The sequence below is a fragment of the Chromobacterium sp. Panama genome, assembly GCF_003052555.1.
Taxonomy (GTDB): domain Bacteria; phylum Pseudomonadota; class Gammaproteobacteria; order Burkholderiales; family Chromobacteriaceae; genus Chromobacterium.
Window position 1 is genome coordinate 2,991,379 of record NZ_QARX01000001.1, and the last position, 24,777, is coordinate 3,016,155.

Consider the following 24,777-nt stretch of genomic DNA (forward strand, 5'->3'; position numbering starts at 1 on the left):
CGCCTGCGGCCAAAGCCCGCCGCATGGCTTAAAATCAGGGCTTGAGGCCGGCCCCAGCGGGCGCGGCCGCCCCACTCCCGACGCCATGATAGAAAACCAAGCCATGCTGCTGGCGGTGTTCGAACGGGCGGCGCTGATGTTGATGGCGCTGTTCTTCCTCACCCGCACCCGCCCGTTTCAACACCTGCTGCGCAAACAGGACCACAGCCCGGCCGAACTGGCGGCGGTGTCGCTGCTGTTCTGCCTGTTCGCCGTGTTCAGCACCTATACCGGCATTCCGGTGGACGGCTCTCTGGTCAATGTGCGCATCATCGCCATCCTGTCCGGCGGCATCCTGTTCGGCCCCTGGGTGGGGATACCGGCCGGCATCGTCTCCGGCCTGCACCGCTACCTGATCGACATCAACGGCTACACCTCGCTGCCCTGCCTGATCTCCAGCGTCTGCGCCGGCCTGTTGGCCACCTGGATACACTGCCGCGCCGACCGGGGGCGGCTGTGGCTGTACGGCATCCTGGCCGGCATGCTGTGCGAGGGGCTGACCATGGGCCTGATCCTGCTCTTGACCGAGCCGGCGGTGGGCGTGCCCATCGTCAGCCACATCGCCTTCCCGATGATTGTCGGCACCGTCTGCGTCGGCCTGATCATCAAGCTGGTGCAAGACCTGAACGACGAAAAAGAACTGCTGGCCGCGCGCCAGGCCAAGCTGGCGCTGACCATCGCCAACCGCACCCTGCCCTATTTCCAGAACCTGGACCGCGACGCCATGGTCCAGGTCTGCACCGTGATCCGGGACCAGCTGGACGCCGACGCGGTGGCCATCACCAACACCTCGGACGTGCTGGCCTATGTCGGCCTGGGCAAGGACTACTACGAGATGGACGAGCACTCCGCCATCGGCGCCATCACCCGCCAGGCCATCGCCGGCGACCAGATCATCATCGAGAACAATCTGCAGCAATACCACCTGGCGGACTTCCACTCCGTCATCATCATCCCGCTGCGCGAAAAAGCCGGCGTCAGCGGCACCCTGAAAATCTTCTACCGCAAGAGCCACGGCATCAGCACGCCGCTGCGCGAAGTGGCGGTGGGCCTGTCCCAACTGATTTCCACCCAGATGGAAGTGTCGCGGGTCAAACAGCTGGAAGAAATGGCGCGCAAGGCGGAATTCAGCGCGCTGCAAAGCAAGATCAACCCGCACTTCCTGTTCAACGCCCTGAACGCCATCTCCTCGCTGATCCGCATCCAGCCACAGCAGGCGCGCCAGCTGATCGCCAACCTGGCGGACTACCTGCGCTACAACCTGTCGCTGGGCGACCGGCTGATCGACATCCAGGAAGAACTGCAGCAAGTGCGCGACTACGTGGCGATAGAACAGGCGCGCTTCGGCGCCAAGCTGACGGTGGACTTCGACATCGACGACGTGCACGTGCGCATCCCCAGCCTGCTGTTGCAGCCGCTGGTGGAAAACGCCATCCTGCACGGCATCCAGCCGCGCAAGGAGCCGGGACGGGTCAGCATCGCGGTCAAGCGCGACGGCGCCAAGGTCCACGTCTGCGTGCGCGACACCGGCTACGGCGTCAGCCAGGAAGTGCTGGACGGCGTGGCCGCCGGCACGCTGTCCAGCCGCAGCATCGGCCTGAGCAACGTCAACCAGCGGCTCAAGCTGCTATACGGCGAGGGCTTGCGGCTGACCCGGCTGGAGCCCGGCACCGCCGTTTGTTTCGACCTGCCCGCCGCCGAGGAGCCGACATGCTGAAAGCCCTGATCGTGGAAGATGAATACCTGGCGCGCGAAGAGCTGGCCTATTTGATCCGCGAGCACAGCCGCATCGACATCGTCGCCAGCGTGGAAGACGGGCTGGAAGCGTTCAAATTCCTGCAGGAACACGAAGTGGACGTGGTGTTCCTGGACATCAACATCCCATCCATTGACGGCCTGCTGCTGGCCAAGAACCTGCACAAATCGTCGCGGCCGCCGCGCATCGTCTTCGTCACCGCTTACAAGGAGTTCGCGGTGGAAGCGTTTGAGGTGGAGGCCTTCGACTACATCCTGAAGCCTTACAACGAGGCCCGCATCATCAATCTGCTGGCCAAGCTGGAAGCGCAGACGCCGCCGGCCGCTGCCGCGCCGGCCGAAGCCCCGGCCGCCAGCCGCACCGTCAACCTGGTCAAGGGTGACAGCATCATCGTCACCCCCTGCGAGCAGATCTACTACGCCGAGGCCGACGAGAAAGTCACCCTGGTCTACACCGCGCACGACCGCTACGTGATGTCGATGAGCATCAGCGAATTCGTCGCCCGCCTGCCGGCCGACAGCTTCTTCCGCTGCCACCGCTCCTACTGCGTCAACATCCACAAAATCCGCGAAATCGCGCCCTGGCTCAACAGCACCTACATCATCAAGCTGTACGACCTGAAAGCCGAGATTCCGGTCAGCCGCAGCAATATCAAAGCCTTCCGGCAGTTGATGCATCTTTGAGCGTTGGTCGCTCGCGCGGCGCATCAAACCGACTGCCAGCCGGCTCCTGAATAAGAACCTGTTCATAATCTGCTGCGCTGCGGCGATACGGCGTTGAAACCGGCTTCGAAATGCTCATGTACCCTATGTACACTCCGCTTTCTCAGCCGTTTTCGCCTTGTCTCGCGCTGGCTCGCGAGATTTTGAACAGGCTCTAAGGCCAGACATTCCATTGGCAAGCCGGCTTGGCAATGGAAATGCCATCCACTCATGCGCGCCATTTTCAGGGCCTGCAACTGGTTCGCCGCCGCCTGCACTTCATTCCGCGCCGCCTGCATCTCATGCCGCCGCCGCGCCCCCTACATAAGCACAGGCTTATAGTCACACCAACAGTAATGACTTTAAGCGAGCAGCGCCATGAACGCCTCAAACACCATCCGCTACCGTACCCTGGCCGGCACCGTCCTCACCCAATTCGCGCTAGGCTCCGTCTACACCTGGAGCCTGTTCAACGCCCAACTCTCCGCCAAGCTGTCCGAGCCGGTCAGCCAGGTGGCTTTCGCCTTCGGCCTGCTCAGCCTGGCGCTGGCGGTGGCCTCCTCCCTGGCCGGCAAACTGCAAGAACGCTTCGGCGTGCAGCGCGTCACCCTGGGCGCCGGCCTGATGCTGGGCCTGGGCTTCTTCCTCACCGCCCAAGCCAATAATCTGGTCATGCTCTATCTGTGCGCCGGCGTGCTGGTGGGCCTGGCCGACGGCGCCGGCTACCTGCTGACGCTGTCCAACTGCGTCAAATGGTTCCCGGAACGCAAGGGCCTGGTGTCCGCCTGCGCCATCGGCGCTTACGGCCTGGGCAGCCTGGGCTTCAAATACATCAATCTGGCGCTGCTGGCCCGCTTCAGCCTGGAAACCACCTTTGAGCTGTGGGGCCTGATCGCCATGGCCATGGTGGTGGCCGGCAGCCTGCTGATGCGCGACGCGCCGCAGCAACAAGCCGCCGCGCAGCAGAACGCCAGCCATGACTACACCCTGGCCGAGGCGATGCGCCAACCGCAGTACTGGATGCTGGCGCTGATGTTCCTGACCGTGTGCATGAGCGGCCTGTACGTGATCGGCGTGGCCAAGGACATCGGCGAAAGCTATGTGCACCTGCCGGCGCTGACCGCCGCCAACGCCGTGGCGGTGATCGCGGTGGCCAATCTGTCCGGCCGCCTGGTGCTGGGCATTCTCTCCGACAAGATGCCGCGCATCCGGGTGATCACCATCGCCCAAGTCTCCGCGCTGGCCGGCATGCTGACCCTGCTGTTCGTACCCCTGAACGCCACCCTGTTCTTCCTGGCCATCGCCTGCGTCGCCTTCAGCTTCGGCGGCACCATCACCGTCTACCCGTCGCTGGTCAGCGATTTCTTCGGCCTCAATAATTTGACCAAGAACTACGGCGTGATCTATCTGGGCTTCGGCATCGGCAGCATCGTCGGCTCCATCGTCGCCTCGCTGTTCGGCGGCTTCCTGGCCACCTTCCACCTGATCCTGGCGCTGTTGATCGTCGCGCTGCTGTTCTCGCTGACCATACGTCAGCCGGGCAGCAGCAAGGAAGCGGAGTTCGAAGCCGAGCCGCACCTGGGCAAGGCCTGATTCCCACGCCACTCGCCGCAACGCCCCCGCTTTGGGGGCGTTGCTGTTTGGGGAGCTTGATGGCTGTCGCTGGTGGGTATCGCCTGCGGCTCCACCCACCCTACCCATGACGAGCGGCCGCGCGTAGGGTGGGAGGAGCGTAGCGATACCCACGCGGAACCCCACTGCGCCACGCAAGATGATGGTGGCGATCCACCTTACCGGACCCTGCCGGCTTGACGCCCTCCCGCGCCTCCCCAAACAATAGCCCCCGCGCCGCAGTAATCGCGGCGCTCGGGTTTAGTCTCCCCAATACGAATCACTGCAACAGATGCGCTGTTTCCACAGCGCATCTGTTGCCATTGCTTTGCCTATGCGGACGGGCCGTGGCAAGTGGCGCCCTCGCGGGCGCGCCGGCTTTCGCAGTAGCTCACCGGTAGACTAACTCTTGTCATGTGCCCGCCCTGCCGCCTTACGGCATGGCCCTTCTGCTCAAGAGCTTACAAAAGGTAGAGCTTGCCCATTCGGCATTAGGCTGCGCAGAGCTTGATTTCGGCGGTCCTTTTCTTTGCTAGACTTCGCCGGCTTGACGCCCTCCCGTTCCTCCCCAACAATAGCCCCCGCGCCGCAGCAATCGCGGCGCTCGGGATTAGCCTCCCGAATACGAATCACTGCCGCGGATGCGCTGTTTCCACAGCGTATCCGCTGCCATTGCTTTGCCTATTCGGGCGGGCCGTGGCAAGTGGCGCCCTCGCGGGCGCGCCGGCTTTCGCAGTGATTCACCGGTAGGCTAACTCTTGTCATGTGCCCGCCCTGCCGCCTTGCGGTCGGGCCCTTCTGCTCAGGAGGTTGCAAATGGTAAAGCCAGTCCGTCCGGTGCTAGGCATCGAACTCATTTCGTCCGCTACGGAAACCCAAGACGTCCATCAGGACGCCTCTCCACTCCCGTCGCTAGGCCCGCGTTCCCGTTACCGGTTTGCCGGCCCCCACGCCAAAGACCTCAGCCTGCCCTTCATCCGCCGCATCAAAGGCCGCACCTATCCGCATTACTGGCAGCCGGCCGAGGCCAAGGATGAGTTCGAAGCCTGCGCCTTGGGTCGCCAGTACGCCGCCCATCTGGCGCAGTTGCTGAAGCTCAACCGCCAACACTCCGGGCGCGGACTGCTGTTCCGCATCACTAACGACATGGATTTCAGCGAGCGCGGCCACCGCCGCAGCATGTGCAAGAGCTTCTTCAACTATCTGGAGATACTGCTGAACTTGGGAGTGCAACAGCTTGACCTGCCTAAGCATGTGGAGGCGGTGCAACGCTTCCATCTCAGCCTGGACGAATTGAACACCTTGCAGCGGAAACCGCGTAGAAAGAAGAAGGGCTAAGGCCTATTGGCGCTGGAAACGGGAGCGGCTGGTGGGTATCGCCTACGGCTCCTCCCACCCTACGCGCAGTGGCTCGTCATGGGTAAGGTGGGTGGAGCGCAGCGATACCCACGCGGCTCCCCTCTCCTCCATAACCACTACAACCTCAGCCCCGCCGCTTCGCCAACCAGATATCCAACTGCCGGGCGAAAGCCTGACGGTCCGCCTGGCTCAAAGGCGGCGGGCCTTCGGTCTGCACGCCGCTGGCGCGCAGCGTGTCCATGAAATCCCGCATCGTCAGCTGCGCGGCGATGGTGTCCGGCGAATACACATCGCCGCGCCAGTTCAGCGCCTGCGCGCCCTTGCCCAAGGCCTCGGACGCCAAGGGGATGTCGCCGGTGATCAAGAGATCGTTCGCCGCGATGCGGCGGACAATCTCGTTGTCCGCCACGTCAAAGCCTTTCGGCACTTGCAAGGCGCGGATGTTGGGCGCTTTCGGCACCGTCAATAGCTGATTGGCGACGAACACCAGCTCCACGCCGGTGCGCTGCGCCGCCCGGCACAATGTTTCGCGGATCACCTTGGGACAGGCGTCCGCGTCCACCCATATCGTCATGTCTGTTCTCTGCATGCAAACCCGGCCATGATAACGGTTTCGCGCTGGTTTCCGTCGTTGCCATGTTGACGCTTACGTAAACGTAAGTAATGATAGAGCATATCACGCGAATCACGCGCGCCCATCAGAGGAGAGAAACCATGTACAGCAGCCTGCGCTTCGCCTTTGGCGATACCTACGATATGTTGCGCGAAACCGCGCGCGACTTCGCCCAAAGCGAAATCGCCCCGCGCGCCGCCGACATCGACCGCGACAATCTGTTCCCGGCCGATCTGTGGCGCAAGTTCGGCGATCTGGGCCTGCTGGGCATGACGGTGGACGAGCAGTACGGCGGCACCCAGATGGGCTATCTGGCTCATATGATAGCCATGGAGGAAATCAGCCGCGCCTCCGCCTCGGTGGGCCTGTCCTACGGCGCGCACTCCAATCTCTGCGTCAACCAGATCCACAAGAACGGCAACGACGAGCAAAAACGCCGGCTGCTGCCCAAGCTGGTGTCCGGCGAGCATGTCGGCGCGCTGGCGATGTCCGAGCCCAACGCCGGCTCCGACGTGGTCAGCATGAAGCTGAAGGCCGACAAGGCCGACGGCGGCTACCTGCTCAACGGCAGCAAGATGTGGATCACCAACGGCGGCGACGCGGACGTGATGGTGGTCTACGCCAAGACCGACGTCAGCGCCGGTGCCAAGGGCATCACCGCCTTCATCGTGGAGCGCGGCTTTGCCGGCTTCAGCCACGGCAGCAAGCTGGACAAGCTGGGCATGCGCGGCTCCAACACCTACCCCATGTTCTTCGACAACTGTTTCGTGCCGGACGCCAATGTGCTGGGCGGCGAAGGCAACGGCGTCAAGGTGCTGATGAGCGGCCTGGACTATGAGCGCGCGGTGCTGGCCGCCGGCCCGCTGGGCATCATGCAGGCCTGCATGGACATCACCGTGCCTTACCTGAACGACCGCAAGCAGTTTGGCCAGGCCATCGGCGATTTCCAGCTGATGCAAGGCAAGCTGGCGGATATGTACGTCAAGCTGTCCGCCAGCCGCGCCTATGTCTACGCGGTGGGCCAGGCGCTGGACCGCGGCGAAACCGGCCGCCAGACCCGCAAGGACGCCGCCGGCGCCATCCTGTACGCGGCGGAGGGCGCCACTCAGATGGCGCTGGACGCCATCCAGTGCCTGGGCGGCAACGGCTATATCAATGAATACGCGACTGGCCGCCTGCTGCGCGACGCCAAGCTGTACGAGATCGGCGCCGGCACCAGCGAAATCCGCCGCTGGCTGATAGGCCGCGAGCTGATGGCGGAAACCCGGTAATCGCGGCGGATACAGTGCCTGATGCCGCGTTGCGCCGCCTGGCCGGACCGTATGTGCTATCTGCGGCGGCGCGCCTGGTCTCGGGCGATGTATCCAGCCATGCCGCCATACGCTTCCGCTTGGCAAGGACTGACCCCATCTGCGGCCGAGCTCAGTTGCCTGTAGAAACATGGAATTGACCAAATGAAGCAAGTACATACAGCGCCTTTTGATATTCAAGCACTGGCCGATGAGGTTGAGCGCGACGGCTTGGCCATCCTGTCTTCAGGCACCAGCTTTCAACGGCAAACCGGCAAGCAAGTCATTGCGACATTGGAAGATCGTTCCATCCAAGCCCTGTCCACCGAATCAGGCGCCCCAAACTTTCTTCACTGCATTTTTGACATTGAAGAATTCACATCGCTAGACGCTGCTGCTATTGGTCAATCCTTGGATAAAGAAGAATAGAGATAGCCATGCCCATCCTCGAATCCAAACTCTCGCCGCGCGCGGCGGATTTCCAGGCCAACGCCGACAAGATGCGCGCGCTGGTGGCCGATCTGCGCGACAAGGTGGCCAAGGCCGCGCTGGGCGGCGGCGACAAGGCGCGCGCCAAGCACGCCGCCCGCGGCAAGCTGCTGCCGCGCGAGCGCATTGATCTGCTGCTGGACCCCGGCGCGCCCTTTCTGGAGCTGTCCCAGCTGGCCGCCTTCGGCATGTACGACGACGACGCGCCCGGCGCCGGCCTGATCAGCGGCATCGGCCGCGTCGCCGGCGTGGATTGCCTGATCATCGCCAACGACGCCACGGTCAAGGGCGGCACTTATTACCCGATGACGGTGAAGAAGCATCTGCGGGCTCAGGAGATTGCGCGCGACAACCGCCTGCCCTGCGTCTATCTGGTGGATTCCGGCGGCGCCTTCCTGCCCTTACAGGACGAGGTGTTCCCGGACCGCGAGCATTTCGGCCGCATCTTCTACAACCAGGCCAATCTGTCCGCCGCCGGCATTCCGCAGATCGCGGTGGTGATGGGCAGCTGCACCGCCGGCGGCGCGTATGTGCCGGCGATGTCGGACGAAACCGTCATCGTCAAGGAGCAAGGCACCATCTTCCTGGGCGGCCCGCCGCTGGTGAAGGCGGCCACCGGCGAGGTGGTGACGGCGGAGGAGCTGGGCGGCGGCGATGTGCACGCCCGCGTGTCCGGCGTGGCCGACCACCTGGCGCAGAACGACGCCCACGCGCTGTCCATCGCCCGCCGCATCGTGTCCGGCCTCAACTGGCGCAAGCAGGGCGAGCTGGACCGCGCCGAGCCGCGCCCGCCGCGCTACGCGGCAGAGGAAATCTACGGCGTGATCCCGGCGGACCCGAAAAAGCCCTTCGATGTGCGCGAGATCATCGCCCGGCTGGTGGACGACTCCGAGTTCGACGAGTTCAAGCAGAACTACGGCGCCACCCTGGTCACCGGCTTCGCCCGGCTGAACGGCTACCGCGTCGGCGTCATCGCCAACAATGGCATCCTGTTCTCCGAGTCCGCGCTCAAGGGCGCGCACTTCGTCGAGCTGTGCTGCCAGCGCGGCATTCCGCTGCTGTTCCTGCAGAACATCACCGGCTTCATGGTGGGCAAGAAGTACGAGAACGGCGGCATCGCCAAGGACGGCGCCAAGCTGGTCACCGCCGTGGCCTGCGCCCGCGTGCCCAAGTTCACCGTGCTGATAGGCGGCAGCTTCGGCGCCGGCAATTACGGCATGTGCGGCCGCGCTTATTCGCCGCGCTTCCTGTGGATGTGGCCGAATAGCCGCATCTCGGTGATGGGCGGCGAACAGGCGGCCGGCGTGCTGGCCCAGGTGAAGAAGGAACAGCTGGGCGACGCCTTCGGCGCCGAGCAGGAAGAGGCGCTGAAAGCGCCGGTGCGCGAGCAGTACGAACGTCAGGGCCACCCCTATTACGCCAGCGCGCGCTTGTGGGACGATGGGGTGATAGACCCGGCGCAAACCCGCGAGGTGCTGAGCCTGGCGCTGGAGGCGGCCTTGTCCGCGCCAGTGGAAAGCACCCGCTTCGGCGTGTTCCGGATGTGACGGCGAAAGGCGATACCGATGAGCTACACCACGCTTGAAATCGAACACAGCGGCAAGACCGCGACGATCTGGATGAACCGGCCGGACGTTCACAATGCGATGAACGAAACCCTGATCGCCGAGCTGACCGCCGCCTTCACCCATTTGCAATTGCAGGCGGACTGCCGCGCCATCGTGCTGGCCGGCCGCGGCAAGAGCTTTTCCGCCGGCGCGGACCTGGACTGGATGCGCCGCGCCGCCGGCTACGGCGAGGAGCAGAACCTGGCCGACGCGCAGCGGCTGGCGGCCATGCTCAAGAGCATCTACCGCAGCAAGAAGCCGGTGATCGCCCGCATCCACGGCGCGGCGCTGGCCGGCGGCACCGGCCTGGCGGCGGTCTGCGATGTGGCCATCGCCACCGAGGCCGCCAAGTTCGGCCTGACCGAGGTGAGGCTGGGCCTGGTGCCGGCCACCATCGGTCCTTATGTGGCCGACGCGATAGGCTGGCGTCAGGCGCGGCGTTATTTCCTGTCCGCCGAGCGCATCGACGCCGCCACCGCGCTGCGCATCGGCCTGGTGCACGAGCTGGTGCCGGCCGAGGCGCTGGACGCGCGCGTGGCCGACATCGCCGAGGCGATGGCTCAGGGCGCGCCGCAGGCGCTGTCCTCGGCCAAGGACTTGCTGGCCATGCTGCGCGAGGGCTCGCCCTGGGACGATCAATTGCTGGAGGACACCGCCGGCCAGATCGCCAGCGTGCGCGCCGGCGCCGAGGCGCGCGAGGGCCTGGCCGCCTTCTTCGAAAAACGCGCGCCGAACTGGCTGGAAGCAGGCCTGGACGCCCCCTCTCCCCAACCCCTCTCCCACAAGGGGAGAGGGGCTTTGAGTGGCGACGTCGACAAGTGACTTTGACCAAACGAGATTCGGCGGTTGAAACGGTAACAACGCTTGATCTCGCCTCCCTCACGGGAGAGGAGCTTTGGATGGCGACGTTGACGAGTGACTTTGACCAAACGAGATTCGGCGGTTGAAACGGCAACAACGCTTGATCACTCCCCCTCACGGGAGAGAGGCTTTGGGTGACGACGTCGACGAGTGACTTTGACCAAACAAGATTCGGTGGTTGAAACGGCAACAACGCTTGATCACTCCTCACCCCACTTCGCGGGAGAGAGGCTTTGGGTGGCGACGTCGACAAGTGACTTTGACCAAAACAAGACTCGACTGTTGAAACGGCAACAACGCTCGATCACTCCCCTCTCCCCTCGCGGGAGAGGGGCTTTGGGTGGCGACGTCGACAAGTGACTTTGACCGAACGAGATTCGGCTATTGAAACGGCAACAACGCTTGATCACTCCCCTCTCCCCTCGCGGGAGAGGGGCTGGGGGAGAGGGGCCGACCATGAAAGAGCACCATGTTCAATAAAATACTCATCGCCAACCGCGGTGAAATCGCCTGCAGGGTGATCAAGACCGCGCGCGCGCTCGGCGTCGCCACCGTCGCCGTCCATTCCGACGCCGACGCCGACGCCCGCTTCGTCAAGCTGGCCGACGAGGCCTACCGGCTGGGCCCGGCCCCGGCGGCGGATTCCTATCTGCGCGGGGACTTGATCCTGGACATCGCCCGCCGCAGCGGCGCGCAAGCCATCCATCCCGGCTACGGCTTTTTGTCCGAGAACGAGGACTTCGCCGCCGCCTGCGAGGCCGCCGGCATCGCCTTCATCGGCCCGCCCGCCTCCGCCATCGCCGCGATGGGCAGCAAATCCGCGGCCAAGGCGCTGATGGAGCAAGCCCGGGTGCCGCTGGTGCCCGGCTATCACGGCGAGCGCCAGGAGCCGGACTTCCTGCGCGGCCAGGCGGACGCCATCGGCTACCCGGTGCTGATCAAGGCCAGCGCCGGCGGCGGCGGCAAGGGCATGCGCATCGTGGAAGCTTCCGCGGACTTCGAAGCGGCGCTGGCCTCCTGCCAGCGCGAGGCGCGCGCCAGCTTCGGCGACGACAAGGTGCTGGTGGAGAAATACCTGCCGCGCTCGCGCCATGTGGAAATCCAGGTGTTCGCTGACAGTCACGGCCAATGCGTGTATCTGTTCGAGCGCGATTGCTCAGTGCAGCGCCGCCACCAGAAAGTGCTGGAGGAAGCGCCGGCGCCGGACTTGCCGCCGGCCACCCGCGAAGCGATGGGCGCGGCCGCCTGCGCCGCCGCGCGCGCGGTGGGCTATGTCGGCGCCGGCACCGTGGAATTCATCATGGAAGTGCTGGCCGACGGCCGCCCCGGCCGCTTCTTCTTCATGGAAATGAACACCCGGCTGCAAGTGGAGCACCCGGTCACCGAGATGATCACCGGCCAGGATCTGGTGGCCTGGCAATTGGCCGTCGCCAGCGGCCAGCCGCTGCCGCTGTCCCAGGAGCAGCTCAGCATCAGCGGCCACGCCATCGAGGCGCGCATCTACGCCGAAGACCCGGACAAGGGCTTCCTGCCCGCCACCGGCACCCTCTACCACCTGCGCGCGCCGGCGGAATCCGCCGTCGTGCGCATCGATACCGGCGTCGTCGCCGGCGACAGCATCTCGCCGTTCTACGACCCGATGATCGCCAAGCTGATTGTCTGGGGCGAGGACCGCCGCCAGGCGCTGCAACGGCTGGACGCGGCGCTGGCTGATTACCAGGTGGCCGGCGTCACCACCAACATCCCCTTCCTGCGCCGCATCGTGCAGCACGCCAGCTTCGCCGGCGGCCAGGTGGACACCGGCCTGATCGCCCGTCACCACGACGCGCTGCTGCCGCCGCCCGCCGCGCCGGACGCGGAGCAATTGGCGCTGCTGGCGCTGGCCGAGGCGCTGGCCGCGCCCGGCGGCTTCCCGGTGGCCGCCGGCTGGCGGCTCAACGGCGCGCTCAGCCGCAAGCTCGTGTTCCACATCGCCGGGCATGACTATCCGGTGACGCTGCGCCATCTGGGCGACGGCTGCGAGATCACCGCCGCTGGCAGGCTGTTCTCCGCCAGCGGCCGCCTGGACGGCGGAACGCTGCGCGCGCGGCTGGGCGATCAACAACGGGAAGCCGTCGTCGCCCGCAGCGGCCCGCAACGAGTGCTGTTCGCCGCCGGCCAGCGGCTGGAAGCGCAGTGGCTGGACCCGCTGGCGGTGGCCGCCGAGGAGGTTCACGGCGAAACCCATTTGAAAGCGCCGATGCCGGGCCGCATCGTCGCCCTGCTGGCCGCCACCGGCGTCAAACTCAACAAGGGCGACCCGCTGCTGATCCTGGAGGCGATGAAGATGGAGCACACCATCCCCGCGCCGGCGGACGGCGTGGTCAAGGCTTTCTATTTCGGCACCGGCGAGCAGGTCAACGACGGCGACGAGTTGGTCGACTTCGAAGCGGAGTGACACCTATGGACCCCATCATCATCAATCATCCCGGCCTGAATCTGGCCGGCTACAGCATCGCCACCCAGATGGAGAACGGCGACAATCTGCGCCAGATTCCCGAATTCTGGGGCGAATACGCGGCCACGCTGCGCCAGCCGCTGCTGGCGGCGCTGGGCCGCGCCGACGCCGCGGAATACGGGCTGATCCACGACTTCGACCCGGGCAGCGGCCGCTTCGGCTATATGATAGGGATGGAGTGCGCGCAGCCCTTGCCGCTGCCGCCCGGCTGCGCGCGGCTCAGCACGCCGCCGGCCAAGTGCGCGGTGTTCACCACCCAGCCGGCCGGCAGCGACGCCGAGTTCGGCCAGGCGATCCAGGCGGCCTGGCGCTACATCATGCAGGACTGGCTGCCGGCCTCCAAGCAATGGGAGCAAGCGCCGCTGGGCTCCTTCGAGCGTTACGACGGCCGCTGCGCGCCGGGGCTGCCGCAACGCCAGATGGACATTTACATCCCGGTGCAGCCGCGCCGCCGCTAACGGAGAGCCGAAGTGCCGCAAGTGAAGATAGTGGAAGTGGGTCCGCGCGACGGGCTGCAAAACGAAAAACAGCCGGTGAGCACCGCCGTCAAGCTGGAGCTGATCCGCCGCCTGGCCGCCAGCGGCCTGCGCACCATAGAAGCCGGCGCCTTTGTCTCGCCCAAATGGGTGCCGCAGATGGCCGGCAGCGCCGAGGTGCTGGCCGGCCTGGACCTGGCCGGGCCGGTGTCCCACCCGGTGCTGGTGCCCAATGAGCAGGGACTGGACGCGGCGCTGGCGGCCGGCGCGCGCGAAATCGCCGTGTTCGGCGCCGCCAGCGAAAGCTTCAGCCAACGCAATATCAACGCCAGCATCGCCGAAAGCCTGCAGCGCTTCGCGCCGGTGATGGCGCGCGCGCAGGCGGCCGGCGTGCCGGTGCGCGGCTATGTGTCCTGCGTGGCGGGCTGTCCCTACGAGGGCCGCATCGCGCCGGCCAAGGTGGCGGAGGTGGCCGCGCGGCTGCTGGACATGGGCTGCTACGAGATTTCTCTGGGCGACACCATAGGCGTGGGCACGCCGTCCAGCGTGCTGGCGATGCTGGAAGCGGTGAGCAAGACTGTGCCAATGTCGAAGCTGGCCGGCCACTTTCACGACACTTACGGCATGGCCATCAGCAATATTCATGCGTGTTTGCGCGCGGGAATGATGACATTCGATTCTTCGGTTGCCGGTCTGGGCGGCTGCCCTTATGCTCAGGGAGCTTCCGGCAACGTCGCCACCGAGGACGTGGTCTATCTGCTGCAGGGCGAAGGCTTCGACACCGGCGTCGACCTGGCCGCGCTGGTGGACACGGCCTGGTTCATCGCCGGCGCGCTGGGCAAGCTGCCGGCCTCCAAGCTGGCGCACGCCGTCGGCGACAAGCGCCGCGCCAGGCCGGAGCAATAACAAGCCGCCGCCCGTCCATGGGCCGGCGCGCGGAGAAAATATCAGGAGAAAGCATGACCCCCGACACGCCCATCTGGACCCCCTCCGCCGGCCGCCTGGCCGGCGCTCACCTGACCGCCTTCGCCAAGCTGGCCGAACTGTCCTACGACCGCAAACTGAACGGCTACGCCGAACTGTGGCGCGCCAGCGTGGCCGATCCGGCGCGCTTCTGGTCCTTGGTCTGGGATTACTGCGGCGTGATCGGCGACAAGGGCGCCACCGCGCTGAGCGACGGCGACAATATGCTGACCGCCCGCTTCTTCCCGGAGGCGCGGCTGAGCTATGCCGAAAACCTGCTGCGCCGCGACGACGACGGCGACGCGCTGGTGTTCTGGGGCGAGGACAAGCTGCAGCGGCGCTGGAGCTGGCGCGAGCTGCGCGCCCAGGTGTCGCTGCTGCAACAAGCGATGCGCGGCGCCGGCATCCAGTCCGGCGACCGCGTGGCGGGCTTCATGCCCAATATGCCGGAAACCATCGCCGCGATGCTGGCCGCCAACAGCCTGGGCGCGGTGTGGACCAGCTGTTCGCCGGACTTCGGCGCGGACGGCGCGGTGGAGCGCTTCGGCCAGACCGAGCCCAAGCTGCTGTTCTGCCCGGACGGTTATTGGTACGCCGGCAAGGCGGTGGACATCCGCGCCAAGATGGCGGCGCTGGCCGAGGCGCTGCCCTCGGTGCGGCAAATCATCGTGGTGCCCTATCTGGGCGAAACCGGCGTGTTCGCGGAAAACGTGCCCAAGGCCATCACCCTGACGGACTTCACCGCCGCGTATCAAGCGCAAGCGCTGAGCTTTGAACGGCTGCCCTTCCGGCACCCGCTGTTCATCCTGTATTCCAGCGGCACCACCGGCAAGCCCAAGTGCATCGTCCACGGCGCCGGCGGCACCTTGCTGCAGCATCTGAAGGAACAGCAGCTGCACGGCGACGTCCATCACGGCGACCGCCTGTTCTACTTCACCACCTGCGGCTGGATGATGTGGAACTGGCTGGTGTCCGGCCTGGCTTCCGGCGCGGCGCTGATGCTGTTCGACGGCTCGCCCTTTGTCGGCGAAGGCCGCACGCTGTGGGACTACGCCGAGCGGCAGCGCTTCACTCACTTCGGCACCTCGGCCAAATACATAGACGGCCTGCGCAAGAGCGGCATCGCGCCGGTCCGGGAATGGAAGCTGGATTCGCTGCGCGCGGTGTTCTCCACCGGTTCGCCGCTGGTGGCGGAAAGCTTTGACTGGGTGTACGCCAACATCAAGACCGACATCAATCTGGCCTCGGTGTCCGGCGGCACCGACATCGTGTCCTGCTTCGCGCTGGGTTGCGCCAGCCTGCCGGTCTACCGCGGCGAGCTGCAATGCCGCGGCCTGGGCATGGCGGTGGACATCTACAACGAGTACGGCCGGCCGGTGCGCGGCGAAAAAGGCGAGCTGGTGTGCACCCGCCCCTTCCCGTCGATGCCGGTGGGCTTCTGGAACGATCCCGACGGCGGCAAATACCGCCAGGCCTATTTCGGCCGTTTCGACAATATCTGGTGCCACGGCGACTACGCCGAACTCACCGCCCACGACGGCATGATCATCTACGGCCGTTCCGACGCGGTGCTCAATCCCGGCGGCGTGCGCATCGGCACCGCGGAGATCTATCGCCAGGTGGAGGCTTTCGACGAGGTGCTGGAAAGCATCGCCGTCGGCCAGCAGTGGCAGGACGACGAGCGCGTGCTGCTGTTCGTGCGCCTGCGCGCCGGCGCGCGGCTGGACGAAGACCTGCAGCAGCGGATCAAGGCGCAGATCAAGACCGGCGCCAGCCCCCGCCACGTGCCGGCCAAGATCATCGCCGTCGCCGACATCCCCAAGACCATCAGCGGCAAGATCGTCGAGCTGGCGGTGAAGAACGTGATCCACGGCCAGCCGGTCAGCAACCTCACCGCGCTGGCCAATCCGGAAGCGCTGAAGCTGTTCGAGAACCTGGACGAACTGCAAAGCTGAGCCCACGCGCTGCCCATGAAAAACCCCCGCATTGATTGATGAATGCGGGGGTTTTTAGCCTGCTTAACAAAACCCGGTTTTACCGCTGGGGCAAGGCGCGCCACGCAGGGTCAGGGGGTTTGCTCGCAGCTCTTATTGCTCATGCGGATGAATGCGCCGCAATAGCGCGAACATCATATTCTGCTCGCGCGGCCGGGAGCCGTACCACAGCACTTCCCAGCCCGGCTCGGCGATGCCCTCGTCCTCCGAGCGCACCACCAGCTGGTAGTCGCAGGGCGAGGCGTTGCCCGCCGGATAGGACACTAGGTCCAGGCCGGCGTAATAGCGCCAGCTGATCAGCGCCAGCTGATTGCGGCTCTCGGTCGCCACGCAGGCGGCGTTGGCCGGCAGCGCCTTCATCATCCGCTCCACTACCGGACGGTAGCTCTTGGCGGCGTCGAACCACGGCAGCCACAAGGTCATGCCCAGACCCCACAGCAGGGTCAGGCCCGCCGCCCAGTTGCTGATGGCCTGGCGGCCGCGCAAATGCTTGCGCGTCAGCGCCCACAGCCACACCAGGGTGGCGATCACCGCGCACACCGCGGCCAGGCTGGACACGTGCTCCTGATAATACGGGCTGAAATACTGGGCGCGCCCGGCCAGGCCCCGCGGCCAGCCGAAGTTCATCGCCGCCCAGCCGGCCCACACCAGGATAGCGAAGAAGCCGAAGGTCATCAGGCCGAACCAGTTGAGGAAGGCCGCCGCGCCGCGCTTGAGATTGTCCAGCTCCACCGCCGCCAGCAAGGACAGCGGCAGCAGCAGCGGCATCGCGTAAGTCATATTGGGACGGCTGGACAAGGTCAGCAGGATCAACACCACGGCGAAGAACATCAGCGGCAGTTGCAAGCGCGCCTGGTCCAGCCGTTCCCGGTTGCGGTACAAGGTCCAGCCGGCCAACGGCCAGGCCGGGAAGGCAAACCACAGGGCGTTCAGGCTGTAGTAGCCGAAGTCGTGGAACAGCTGCACCCGGCCAAAACCGTTGAGCTGGCCCAGCGAGTACTCGTTCCACCACAGATTGAACGCGTCCGGATGGCTCTTGGCCAGCGCCAGCGGCCACACCAGGGAGGTGGGCGCGGCGATCAGCAAGGCCAGCAGCACGGTGATCGCGTATTGCTTGCTGCGCCAGGCGGAGAAGGCCGGCAGCAGCAAGACCACCATCCACAGCAGCAAGAGCTCCATCAGGCTGGCGCTGAGGAAGATGGCCGCGCTGGCCGCGCCCAGCAAGGCGCCGGCCAGACCGGGCGAACGCAGGGTCAGCGACAAGGCGTAGAAAGCGGCGGCGAAGCCGGCGAAACCGGCCACCACCGAGGTCAGCTGATGGCCGGTTTCCACCAGGCCGACGCAGCCTATCAACACCATCACCACGCTGCGGCCGTGACGACGGCCGATCAGATCGCGGCCGGCCATGCCGGCCAGCAGCAGGGCCAGCGCCATGAACAAGGGCGTGGCCAGCCGCGCGGCGTCGTGCGCCGCCAGCAGCCAGGGAGACAGCAGCTTGACCATGAAGGCCGCCACCCAGTAATACAGCGGCGGACTATCCAGATAGGGCGCGCCTTGCACCGTGGGCAGCAGCCAGTTGCCGGTGTCCAGCATGCCCTGCACCGCCGCCAGCACGAAGGGCTCGTCCGGCTTCCACGGATCGTGGCCCAAGATGCCCGGCCACAGCCAGACAAAGCACAGCAGCAGCAGAATCCACGGTTTTTCCGTGGGCTTGGCCAGGGTTTGGGATTGTTCCGAATAAGTGAGCATGAGTCTCGTTCAAACAGTTTCAGGGGAGCTCGAAAGATCTACCGCGCGGCCCGAGCGCTGCGGCGCGCCTTGCTCTCGAACCGCTCGCGACGATTGTTCGAGGCCCCTTTCAATCAGCCGACGGCAAAGCGCCGCGCAAGCGAGCGATCAGAATGCGCCAATCCACCTTGCGCTTGGCGATGGAGTTGCGCAACTTGTTGCGGCGGCGCTGGCGCTTGTGATCGGGATCGGCCTGTATCGTCTTCAGCCTGGCCTCGTCCCAGGCGAATTCGCCGCAGTACTGGGCCTGGCGCGCCACGTCCCAGTCCGGCGCCATGCCGGCGAACACTTCCGCCAGGTAGAGCGGCGCCTCGTAACTGTAGTTCCAGTAATGATGCAGCGCATCCCCCAGCGCCAGCGGCTGACGGCCGTCGCAGGCCACCAGCGACCAGGCCAGCTGCTCGGTCCAGTTGCGCGCTTCCACGCGCGGCAGCAGGAAGTCGTTGATGCGCAAGGCGGTTTCAAAGAAGGGCACCATGCCGGCGGAAGCGCCGACCACGCCGGCGTTCCACATCGCCAGGCCCTGGACGTCGGCCACGCCCATCTTGCGCAGCTCGGCGCCGTGCTTGTCCACCGCGGCCAGATAATCCGGGAAGAAGCCGGGACCGAACACGCCTTCGTTGACGTGCATGCAGCTGGCGTTGCCTGCTTCCAGTTGGGCGAACAGCTCATCCGGCACCCGCAGCCAACGGGTGTCGCAGTCCACGTACAAGACGGCGGTGCCCAGTTCGCGCGCCGCCTTGAGCATCACTTCCAGCTTGATGCGGTGCACATAGTCGAACTGGCCGCGATACGCCTGCAACTGCGCCCGGCTCAGGGTCTCGGTGCGAACCAGGGGATGCGCGGGCACGCTGTCCGGCGCGTCGGTGTACACCATGATCTTCACGTCCTGCCGCTGCTGCTTCAGCAGCAAATTCAACAGGCTCAACACGGAAAAGCGGGTCTGGTCGTAGTATTTCTTGCCGCCGTGGGACAGGTAAACGATGTGGATCGCCATGGCCTCAACCTTGCAGATATAGGTACGCGCGCCGCCGGCCGGAATCTGCCAAACCCTGCCGCCGCCGCTCCGGAATCATAGAAAAAAGGCAGCCTGAGCTGCCTTTTTCTGGGTGTCCAACGTATCCTCGGCGCTTAGCGCTTGAAGAAGCCGCCGAACTTTTGGTTGAACTTGTCAACGCGACCGGCGGTGTCGACGATCTTTTGCTTGCCGGTGTAGAACGGGTGGCAGTTGGAGCAAACTTCAATGCCGAACGCGTCCTTGGACATGGTGGACTTGGTCACGAACTGGCTACCGCAGGAGCAGGTAACGGTCAGGTCTTTGTAAGTCGGGTGAATATCGGTTTTCATGTGTCTTCCTTTCAAATCGGGTACAGGGGATTTGCCTGTACTGCTTGCGAAACTATCGATTATCCGCGCTTTGCCGCCGCTTGACAAGTGCCAAATCCACTGTCAATGGCGGCCCCTGCGACTCAGGCGCGGCGCCAGACCGTGCCCTGGGCGCTGTCTTCCAGCACGATGCCCTTGGCGGTCAACTCATCGCGAATGCGGTCGGACTCCGCCCAGTTCTTGCCGGCGCGCGCATCCTTGCGCGCCTGAATCAAGGCTTCCACCGCCTCGGCCGACAACTCCTCGTCGCCGGCGCCGCCCTTGAGGAAGTCTTCCGGGTCGCGCTGCAGCAGGCCCAGCACGCCGCCCAGGTCCTTCAGCAGGCGCGCCTGACGCGGATCGCGACTCTTGTTGACTTCGCCGGCCAGCTCGAACAACACCGCCACCGCTTCCGAAGAATTGAAGTCGTCGTTCATCGCGGTCTGGAAGCGCGCGGCGAACGGGTTCTTCCAGTCTATGCCGGCGGAGGCCGGCAGCTCCAGGCCGCGCAAGGCGGTATAGAGCCGGGTCAGGCCGTGCTTGGCGTCGACCAGGATGCTGTCGGTGTAGTTCACCGGGCTGCGGTAATGACTGCGCACGATGAAGAAGCGGATCACCTCGCCGTCGAAATGGCCCAGCACGTCGCGGATGGTGAAGAAATTACCCAGCGATTTGGACATTTTCTCGCCGTCGACATTGATGAAACCGTTGTGCAGCCAGTAATTAACGTACTGGTGGCCATGGGCGCCCTCGGACTGGGCGATTTCGTTCTCATGGTGCGGGAATTGCAGATCCTCGCCGCCGCCGTGGATGTCGAAATTCTCGCCCAGATGATGACAGCTCATCACCGAGCACTCGATATGCCAGCCCGGACGCCCCGCGCCCCACGGGCTGTCCCAGGACGGCTCGCCCGGCTTGGCCGCTTTCCACAGCACGAAGTCCAGCGGATCGCGCTTGTGCGGGTCCACTTCCACCCGTTCGCCGGCGCGCAGCTTGTCCAGGGTGCGGCCGGACAATTTGCCGTAGCCCTCGAACTCGCGCACCGCGTAATACACGTCGCCATTGTCCGCGGCGTAGGCCTTGCCGTTGGCGATCAGCTTTTCGATCATAGCCACCATGCCCGGCACATGCTGGGTGGCGCGCGGCTCGAACGTCGGCGGCAACAGGCTCAGCGCGGCGGCGTCCTGACGCATGTCGGCGATGGTCTCTTCCACCAACTGCTGCGGCAGAATGCCGCGCTCGGCGGCGCGCTTGATGATCTTGTCCTCGATATCGGTGATATTGCGCACATAGGTGACGTCGTAGCCGGACGCGTCCAGCCAGCGATAGATCACGTCGAAGGCCGCCAACATGCGCGCGTGTCCGATATGACAGAGGTCGTAGACCGTCATGCCGCACACGTACATACACACCTTGCCGGGCTCGATGGGTTTGAACTCTTCTTTCTGGCGGGTCAGGGTGTTATACACGGTCAACATGATGGAAACCTATTGGAGGTTGGGTCAAAAAAGAACGATTGTAACAGAGCCGTCAAGCCCTCCGCATCGTGATTGCGACGCGCCGCGCGGCCGGCGGTGCGCTGGGCCGCCAGATGGCGGATAATGGGCTTTTCTCCCTAGCCCTGGTCCGCCATGAGCCATACCCCGCTTTCCGACGCCGACTACCAACGCCTGGCCGCCACCCTGAACCGCTTCCTGCCGCAGCAAGGCATGAATCTGGAACATCTGGACGGCTTCTTCGCCGCCCTGCTCTGCGGCCCGGAACCGATCAAGCCGACAGAATGCCTGCCCGCCATCATCGGCGACGCCTTCGACGACGATGCCGCCTTTCCCAGCGACAAGGCGCTGGAACAGTTCGCCAAACTGCTGATGGGGCATTGGCTGGACGTCTCCGCCGCGCTGCGCGAGGACGACGCCTTCCAACCCTGGCTGGAAGCGGACGCCGCCGGCGAGATCCGAGGCAACGACTGGGCCGAAGGCTTTTCCGAAGGCATGCAATTGCTGAACGAGGACTGGGGCCTGCTGTTCGACGATCCGGAGCAGGCGCCGCTGCTGGAGCCCATCCTGACCCTGGCTTTCGAGCGCAATCCGGACCCGGAAGTGCAAATGCCCGCGCTGACGCCCGAGCGGCGCCAACAATGCCTGGCCGAGCTGTCCGAGTCCGTGCACGGCATCCACCGCTTCTTCTCCGCCATTCGCCGGCGGCTGGAAGAGGAGGAACAAGCGCTGGAACGCCGGCAGCGCAACTGAGCCGGTCAACCGGTCCGCGGCGGCGGCGTTGATAAGCAGGCCGGCGCAAGCCGCCTCCCACCGCCACAGGACCCGCCATGAACCCTATCGAAGCCCTGCTGTTCGCCGTCATCCAGGGCGTCAGCGAACTCTTTCCCGTCAGCAGCCTGGGCCACGGCGTGCTGATACCGGACTGGCTGCATTGGTCCATCAACCGCATGAGCCCGGATTTCCTGCCCTTCATGGTGGTGCTGCACCTGGGCACCGCCGCCGCGCTGCTGCTGTACTTCCGCCGCGATTGGCTGCAACTGACAGGCGGCTTCCTCAAGGCCGGCGGCAAGGCCTCCAATCCGGACGCCCGGCTGATGTGGCTGCTGATCGCCGGCACCATCCCCGCCGGCTTGCTGGGCCTGCTGCTGGAAAAACAGCTGCGCGCGCTGTTCACCAGCACCACCGCGGTGCTGATCTTCCTCAGCCTGAACGGCTTGCTCCTGCTGTGGGGCGACCGCCTGAAACGGAAGCAAGCCCATCTGGACCTGGAGCGGCTAAGCTTCTCTGGCGCGATCAAGATAGGCGCGGGCCAGGCCCTGGCCCTGCTGCCCGGCTTCTCCCGCTCCGGCGCCACCCTGGTGACCGGCCTCGCCCATGGCCTGGACTACGCCTCGTCCGCGCGCTTCTCCTTCCTGCTGGCCACTCCCATCATCGCCGCCGCCGGCGTGCTGGAAGTGCCCAAGCTGGCGCACAGCAAGGTTTCCGCAGGACTGCTGCTGGCCTGCGGCCTGCTGTCCGGCGCCTGCGCTTACGCCAGCACCGCCTTCCTGATGCGCTACTTCAAGAAAAGCGAAATCGAGTCGCTGCGCCCGTTTGGCTACTACTGCCTGCTGGTGGGTCTGGGCGGTTTATTGGCCAAACTGCTTTGAGCGCGGAAACCGCATGGTTTCAATTTGAATGGCGGCGCGATTTATCTCATTCAAATCAGATATATGAGTAAATTTTGAGCACAGCTTATTGGACTGATCGGTCTAGTGCTTTAGAATGGAAAAATAATATCCAGGGCCACTCTCGCCGGTGGCCCTAACTAATTTTTTGAAGAATGAGTGTTTTGGAAGAAAAAAGAAACGAGCGCCTGCCGGCGGACCTGGCCAGGCGCGCAACCGCTATTATCGAACTGCCCGACGGCGTGCTGGTCACCGCGGCCAAAGGCGGCCGCTACAATCTTCCCGGCGGCAAGGCCGCCCGCGGCGAACTGCGCTCCCAGGCGCTGATCCGCGAAGTGCGGGAAGAAACCGGCTTGCGCATCAACTCCATGCTGTATCTGTTCGATCACATCACCCCGTTCAACGCGCACAAGGTCTACCTGTGCATCGCGCAGGGCCAGCCGCGCCCGCAGGGGGAAATCGAACGCATCGCCTTGGTGTCCTCGCCGGACACCGACATGGACCTGTTCATAGAGGGCCGCGCCATCCTGCGCCGCTACGCGCGGCTGCGCGGCGAAGTCACCGCCAAGGGCGACGCGCTGCGCGCGCTGCTGGGCCTGGCCCGCTACATCGCCAAGGTGGATTGAGCGCGCCGGCCCGTCCACGCGCCCTCCATGCAAAACAGGACATGCCTTGGCATGTCCTGTTCTTTTTTCAGCCCGCGGCTCAGATGCCGCTTGCGGGCGCCGAGCTCTCCGCTCCGCGCGCGGCGTCGGCCACGCCGGCGGGCAAATCCACCCAGCCCGCCGCCGAACCCAGCGACAAGGCCCCGGCCAGCAAGACCATGGCCACCGGCGCGAACAACAACACTCCCAGCGCCACCCGCAGCCGGTGAATGCCCGACACCACGGCCAGCGCGTTGACCAACACCAGAATGCCGAAGATGGACAACACTCCGTTGACCGCCAGCGCCGCGTCGTCCGGCAACCAGCTGGTCAGCGGTTCCACGAACTGCAGGCCGCTGGCCACCGCCACCAGGCCGAACAGCGAACCATGGCCGTCCCACTTGGCAAAACGCAGCCATAGGCCGATGAAGCCGGCGAAACACAGGGTTTCCGCCAGCGTGAACAGCACCATGAACAGCATGCGGCCGGTCAGGTTGTTGCCCAGCTCAGCGGTGTCGGCGCTGGCCACCAGGCCCAGCGCGATCAGGAACAACAGGGTCTGCCAGCGCGGATACTGATACTCGCCCAGGGGCTTGACCCTGAAGCGCAGCAAATCCACCACATCGTCAATCAGCAGGCGCATGTCCGCTCTCAGTCAAAGACTACCGTCTTGTTGTTATAGGACAGCACGCGGTTATCCATATGCCAGCGCACGGCGCGCGACAACACCACTTTTTCCAGGTCGCGGCCTTTCTGGATCAGGTCGTCCACTTCGTCGCGGTGAGAAATGCGGGTGACTTCCTGCTCGATGATCGGGCCCTCGTCCAGATCCTCGGTCACGTAGTGGCTGGTGGCACCGATCAGCTTCACCCCGCGCGCAAACGCGCGGTGATAAGGCTTGGCGCCGTCGAATGCCGGCAGGAAGCTGTGATGGATGTTGATCACCCGGTCCGGATAGCGCTCGACGAAACCCTGGGACAGGATCTGCATATAGCGGGCCAGCACGATGAAGTCCACGCCGGCCTCTTCCAGCAGGCGGAACTGCTCGGCCTCGGCCTCTTCCTTATTGTCCTTGGTGACCTTGATCACATGGAAGGGAATGCCGTTGAACTCCACCAGCCGGCGGCAGGTTTCGTGATTGGAAATCACCAGCGGGATCTCGCAGTCCAGCTCGCCGATGCGCCAGCGGTGCATCAGGTCCACCAGGCAGTGCTCGTACTGGGACACGAAGATGGCCATCCGCGGCTTGCGGGTGGACAGCGACACCTTCCAGTTCATCGCGTGTTCGTCGGCAATCGGCTGGAAGGCGGCGGCGAAGTTCTCCATCGGCAGGGTGAAGCCGTCCACATCCCACTGCACCCGCATCAGGAACAGGTTTTCGCTGGTGTCCTGATGCTGGTCCGCGTGCATGATGTTGGCGTTGTAGGTCATCAGGAAGTTGGCGATGGCCGCCACCAGGCCCTTCTTGTCCGGCGCGCTGATCAACAGCGTGGCCGATTGCTTGTCTTGACTCATGATCGGATTTGCTTACTGCGAACTAAAACCGTCGATTTTACGAT

Annotated in this window: 22 protein-coding genes; 15 read left to right on the forward strand and 7 right to left on the reverse strand. The window is 64.9% G+C overall.

The features are described 5' to 3' along the window. Positions 1–85: 85 nt before the first annotated feature. The 4 genes from DB032_RS13525 to DB032_RS13540 all read left to right on the forward strand — a co-directional run bounded on the left by DB032_RS13525 (position 86) and on the right by DB032_RS13540 (position 5,445). Positions 86–1,756, forward strand: a complete 1,671-nt coding sequence (locus DB032_RS13525; RefSeq protein WP_199225893.1) for a sensor histidine kinase — start codon at positions 86–88, stop codon at positions 1,754–1,756. Beyond that, entirely contained in the window at positions 1,750–2,478 is a 729-nt protein-coding gene (locus tag DB032_RS13530; protein ID WP_048410449.1) for a LytTR family DNA-binding domain-containing protein, read from the forward strand. Before DB032_RS13525 ends, DB032_RS13530 begins: the two co-directional genes overlap by 7 nt. A gap of 396 nt (positions 2,479–2,874) precedes the next feature. Then, on the forward strand, positions 2,875–4,089 hold the full coding sequence (locus tag DB032_RS13535; protein ID WP_107799953.1) for an MFS transporter: 1,215 nt from the start codon (positions 2,875–2,877) through the stop codon (positions 4,087–4,089). 834 nt (positions 4,090–4,923) lie between these two features. Continuing rightward, a complete protein-coding gene (locus tag DB032_RS13540; RefSeq protein ID WP_107799954.1) occupies positions 4,924–5,445 on the forward strand; it encodes a hypothetical protein in 522 nt (173 codons plus the stop codon). A 145-nt stretch (positions 5,446–5,590) separates the two neighbouring features. Here DB032_RS13540 and DB032_RS13545 read toward each other — a convergent pair whose 3' ends face one another. Further along, positions 5,591–6,040: a YaiI/YqxD family protein gene (locus tag DB032_RS13545; protein ID WP_043593836.1), complete on the reverse strand. Its 450-nt coding sequence runs from the start codon at positions 6,038–6,040 to the stop codon at positions 5,591–5,593. Positions 6,041–6,180: 140 nt separating this feature from the next. On the opposite strand from DB032_RS13545, the gene DB032_RS13550 reads away from it, so the two are divergent. The 8 genes from DB032_RS13550 to DB032_RS13585 all read left to right on the forward strand — a co-directional run bounded on the left by DB032_RS13550 (position 6,181) and on the right by DB032_RS13585 (position 16,216). Beyond that, positions 6,181–7,350, forward strand: coding sequence for an isovaleryl-CoA dehydrogenase (locus DB032_RS13550; protein ID WP_081547845.1), 1,170 nt, complete (start codon positions 6,181–6,183; stop codon positions 7,348–7,350). Positions 7,351–7,533: 183 nt separating this feature from the next. Then, on the forward strand, positions 7,534–7,797 hold the full coding sequence (locus DB032_RS13555; RefSeq protein ID WP_107799955.1) for a hypothetical protein: 264 nt from the start codon (positions 7,534–7,536) through the stop codon (positions 7,795–7,797). A gap of 8 nt (positions 7,798–7,805) precedes the next feature. Then, the gene (locus DB032_RS13560; protein ID WP_081547843.1) at positions 7,806–9,404 is read left to right on the forward strand and encodes a carboxyl transferase domain-containing protein; all 1,599 of its coding nucleotides are present in this window, start codon (positions 7,806–7,808) and stop codon (positions 9,402–9,404) included. A gap of 18 nt (positions 9,405–9,422) precedes the next feature. Next, complete coding sequence (locus tag DB032_RS13565; protein ID WP_107799956.1) at positions 9,423–10,286, forward strand: enoyl-CoA hydratase/isomerase family protein; 864 nt, start codon at positions 9,423–9,425, stop codon at positions 10,284–10,286. A 508-nt stretch (positions 10,287–10,794) separates the two neighbouring features. Then, positions 10,795–12,762 (forward strand): acetyl/propionyl/methylcrotonyl-CoA carboxylase subunit alpha, encoded by a 1,968-nt coding sequence (locus DB032_RS13570; protein WP_107799957.1) that lies wholly within the window; start codon positions 10,795–10,797, stop codon positions 12,760–12,762. Positions 12,763–12,767: 5 nt separating this feature from the next. After that, positions 12,768–13,280 (forward strand): GyrI-like domain-containing protein, encoded by a 513-nt coding sequence (locus DB032_RS13575; protein ID WP_107799958.1) that lies wholly within the window; start codon positions 12,768–12,770, stop codon positions 13,278–13,280. A 12-nt stretch (positions 13,281–13,292) separates the two neighbouring features. Continuing rightward, positions 13,293–14,204, forward strand: coding sequence for a hydroxymethylglutaryl-CoA lyase (locus tag DB032_RS13580; protein ID WP_107799959.1), 912 nt, complete (start codon positions 13,293–13,295; stop codon positions 14,202–14,204). A 53-nt stretch (positions 14,205–14,257) separates the two neighbouring features. Further along, positions 14,258–16,216 (forward strand): acetoacetate--CoA ligase, encoded by a 1,959-nt coding sequence (locus DB032_RS13585; protein WP_107799960.1) that lies wholly within the window; start codon positions 14,258–14,260, stop codon positions 16,214–16,216. A gap of 132 nt (positions 16,217–16,348) precedes the next feature. Here DB032_RS13585 and DB032_RS13590 read toward each other — a convergent pair whose 3' ends face one another. The 4 genes from DB032_RS13590 to cysS form a co-directional block, all read right to left on the reverse strand. After that, positions 16,349–18,004 (reverse strand): glycosyltransferase family 39 protein, encoded by a 1,656-nt coding sequence (locus DB032_RS13590; protein WP_107799961.1) that lies wholly within the window; start codon positions 18,002–18,004, stop codon positions 16,349–16,351. Between the two features lie 109 nt (positions 18,005–18,113). After that, the gene (locus tag DB032_RS13595; protein ID WP_107799962.1) at positions 18,114–19,040 is read right to left on the reverse strand and encodes a hypothetical protein; all 927 of its coding nucleotides are present in this window, start codon (positions 19,038–19,040) and stop codon (positions 18,114–18,116) included. Between the two features lie 134 nt (positions 19,041–19,174). Further along, positions 19,175–19,390, reverse strand: coding sequence for a 50S ribosomal protein L31 (gene rpmE / locus DB032_RS13600; protein WP_043593861.1), 216 nt, complete (start codon positions 19,388–19,390; stop codon positions 19,175–19,177). Positions 19,391–19,512: 122 nt separating this feature from the next. Beyond that, on the reverse strand, positions 19,513–20,886 hold the full coding sequence (gene cysS, locus DB032_RS13605; RefSeq protein WP_107799963.1) for a cysteine--tRNA ligase: 1,374 nt from the start codon (positions 20,884–20,886) through the stop codon (positions 19,513–19,515). Positions 20,887–21,039: 153 nt separating this feature from the next. Between cysS and DB032_RS13610 the strand changes: the two genes are divergently transcribed. The 3 genes from DB032_RS13610 (at position 21,040) to DB032_RS13620 (ending at position 23,200) form a co-directional block, all read left to right on the forward strand. Continuing rightward, positions 21,040–21,657 (forward strand): UPF0149 family protein, encoded by a 618-nt coding sequence (locus DB032_RS13610; protein ID WP_107799964.1) that lies wholly within the window; start codon positions 21,040–21,042, stop codon positions 21,655–21,657. A 77-nt stretch (positions 21,658–21,734) separates the two neighbouring features. Further along, positions 21,735–22,556: an undecaprenyl-diphosphate phosphatase gene (locus DB032_RS13615; RefSeq protein ID WP_107799965.1), complete on the forward strand. Its 822-nt coding sequence runs from the start codon at positions 21,735–21,737 to the stop codon at positions 22,554–22,556. Between the two features lie 173 nt (positions 22,557–22,729). Beyond that, the gene (locus DB032_RS13620) at positions 22,730–23,200 is read left to right on the forward strand and encodes an NUDIX hydrolase (protein ID WP_048414591.1); all 471 of its coding nucleotides are present in this window, start codon (positions 22,730–22,732) and stop codon (positions 23,198–23,200) included. Positions 23,201–23,279: 79 nt separating this feature from the next. Here the strand turns inward: DB032_RS13620 and DB032_RS13625 are convergent, their stop codons facing one another. Together DB032_RS13625 and purU are read right to left on the reverse strand one after the other, a co-directional pair. Next, positions 23,280–23,861, reverse strand: a complete 582-nt coding sequence (locus tag DB032_RS13625) for a hypothetical protein (RefSeq protein WP_107799966.1) — start codon at positions 23,859–23,861, stop codon at positions 23,280–23,282. A gap of 8 nt (positions 23,862–23,869) precedes the next feature. Then, entirely contained in the window at positions 23,870–24,733 is an 864-nt protein-coding gene (purU, locus tag DB032_RS13630; protein WP_048410466.1) for a formyltetrahydrofolate deformylase, read from the reverse strand. Positions 24,734–24,777: the final 44 nt, after the last annotated feature.

Bases quoted from the DNA above. Each gene is read 5' to 3' on its own strand.
- DB032_RS13525 (WP_199225893.1), top strand. From the start codon at position 86: ATGATAGAAAACCAAGCCATGCTGCTGGCGGTGTTCGAACGGGCGGCG.
- DB032_RS13530 (WP_048410449.1), top strand. From the start codon at position 1,750: ATGCTGAAAGCCCTGATCGTGGAAGATGAATACCTGGCGCGCGAAGAG.
- DB032_RS13535 (WP_107799953.1), top strand. From the start codon at position 2,875: ATGAACGCCTCAAACACCATCCGCTACCGTACCCTGGCCGGCACCGTC.
- DB032_RS13540 (WP_107799954.1), top strand. From the start codon at position 4,924: ATGGTAAAGCCAGTCCGTCCGGTGCTAGGCATCGAACTCATTTCGTCC.
- DB032_RS13545 (WP_043593836.1), bottom strand. From the start codon at position 6,040: ATGACGATATGGGTGGACGCGGACGCCTGTCCCAAGGTGATCCGCGAA.
- DB032_RS13550 (WP_081547845.1), top strand. From the start codon at position 6,181: ATGTACAGCAGCCTGCGCTTCGCCTTTGGCGATACCTACGATATGTTG.
- DB032_RS13555 (WP_107799955.1), top strand. From the start codon at position 7,534: ATGAAGCAAGTACATACAGCGCCTTTTGATATTCAAGCACTGGCCGAT.
- DB032_RS13560 (WP_081547843.1), top strand. From the start codon at position 7,806: ATGCCCATCCTCGAATCCAAACTCTCGCCGCGCGCGGCGGATTTCCAG.
- DB032_RS13565 (WP_107799956.1), top strand. From the start codon at position 9,423: ATGAGCTACACCACGCTTGAAATCGAACACAGCGGCAAGACCGCGACG.
- DB032_RS13570 (WP_107799957.1), top strand. From the start codon at position 10,795: ATGTTCAATAAAATACTCATCGCCAACCGCGGTGAAATCGCCTGCAGG.
- DB032_RS13575 (WP_107799958.1), top strand. From the start codon at position 12,768: ATGGACCCCATCATCATCAATCATCCCGGCCTGAATCTGGCCGGCTAC.
- DB032_RS13585 (WP_107799960.1), top strand. From the start codon at position 14,258: ATGACCCCCGACACGCCCATCTGGACCCCCTCCGCCGGCCGCCTGGCC.
- DB032_RS13590 (WP_107799961.1), bottom strand. From the start codon at position 18,004: ATGCTCACTTATTCGGAACAATCCCAAACCCTGGCCAAGCCCACGGAA.
- DB032_RS13595 (WP_107799962.1), bottom strand. From the start codon at position 19,040: ATGGCGATCCACATCGTTTACCTGTCCCACGGCGGCAAGAAATACTAC.
- rpmE (WP_043593861.1), bottom strand. From the start codon at position 19,390: ATGAAAACCGATATTCACCCGACTTACAAAGACCTGACCGTTACCTGC.
- cysS (WP_107799963.1), bottom strand. From the start codon at position 20,886: ATGTTGACCGTGTATAACACCCTGACCCGCCAGAAAGAAGAGTTCAAA.
- DB032_RS13610 (WP_107799964.1), top strand. From the start codon at position 21,040: ATGAGCCATACCCCGCTTTCCGACGCCGACTACCAACGCCTGGCCGCC.
- DB032_RS13615 (WP_107799965.1), top strand. From the start codon at position 21,735: ATGAACCCTATCGAAGCCCTGCTGTTCGCCGTCATCCAGGGCGTCAGC.
- DB032_RS13620 (WP_048414591.1), top strand. From the start codon at position 22,730: ATGAGTGTTTTGGAAGAAAAAAGAAACGAGCGCCTGCCGGCGGACCTG.
- DB032_RS13625 (WP_107799966.1), bottom strand. From the start codon at position 23,861: ATGCGCCTGCTGATTGACGATGTGGTGGATTTGCTGCGCTTCAGGGTC.
- purU (WP_048410466.1), bottom strand. From the start codon at position 24,733: ATGAGTCAAGACAAGCAATCGGCCACGCTGTTGATCAGCGCGCCGGAC.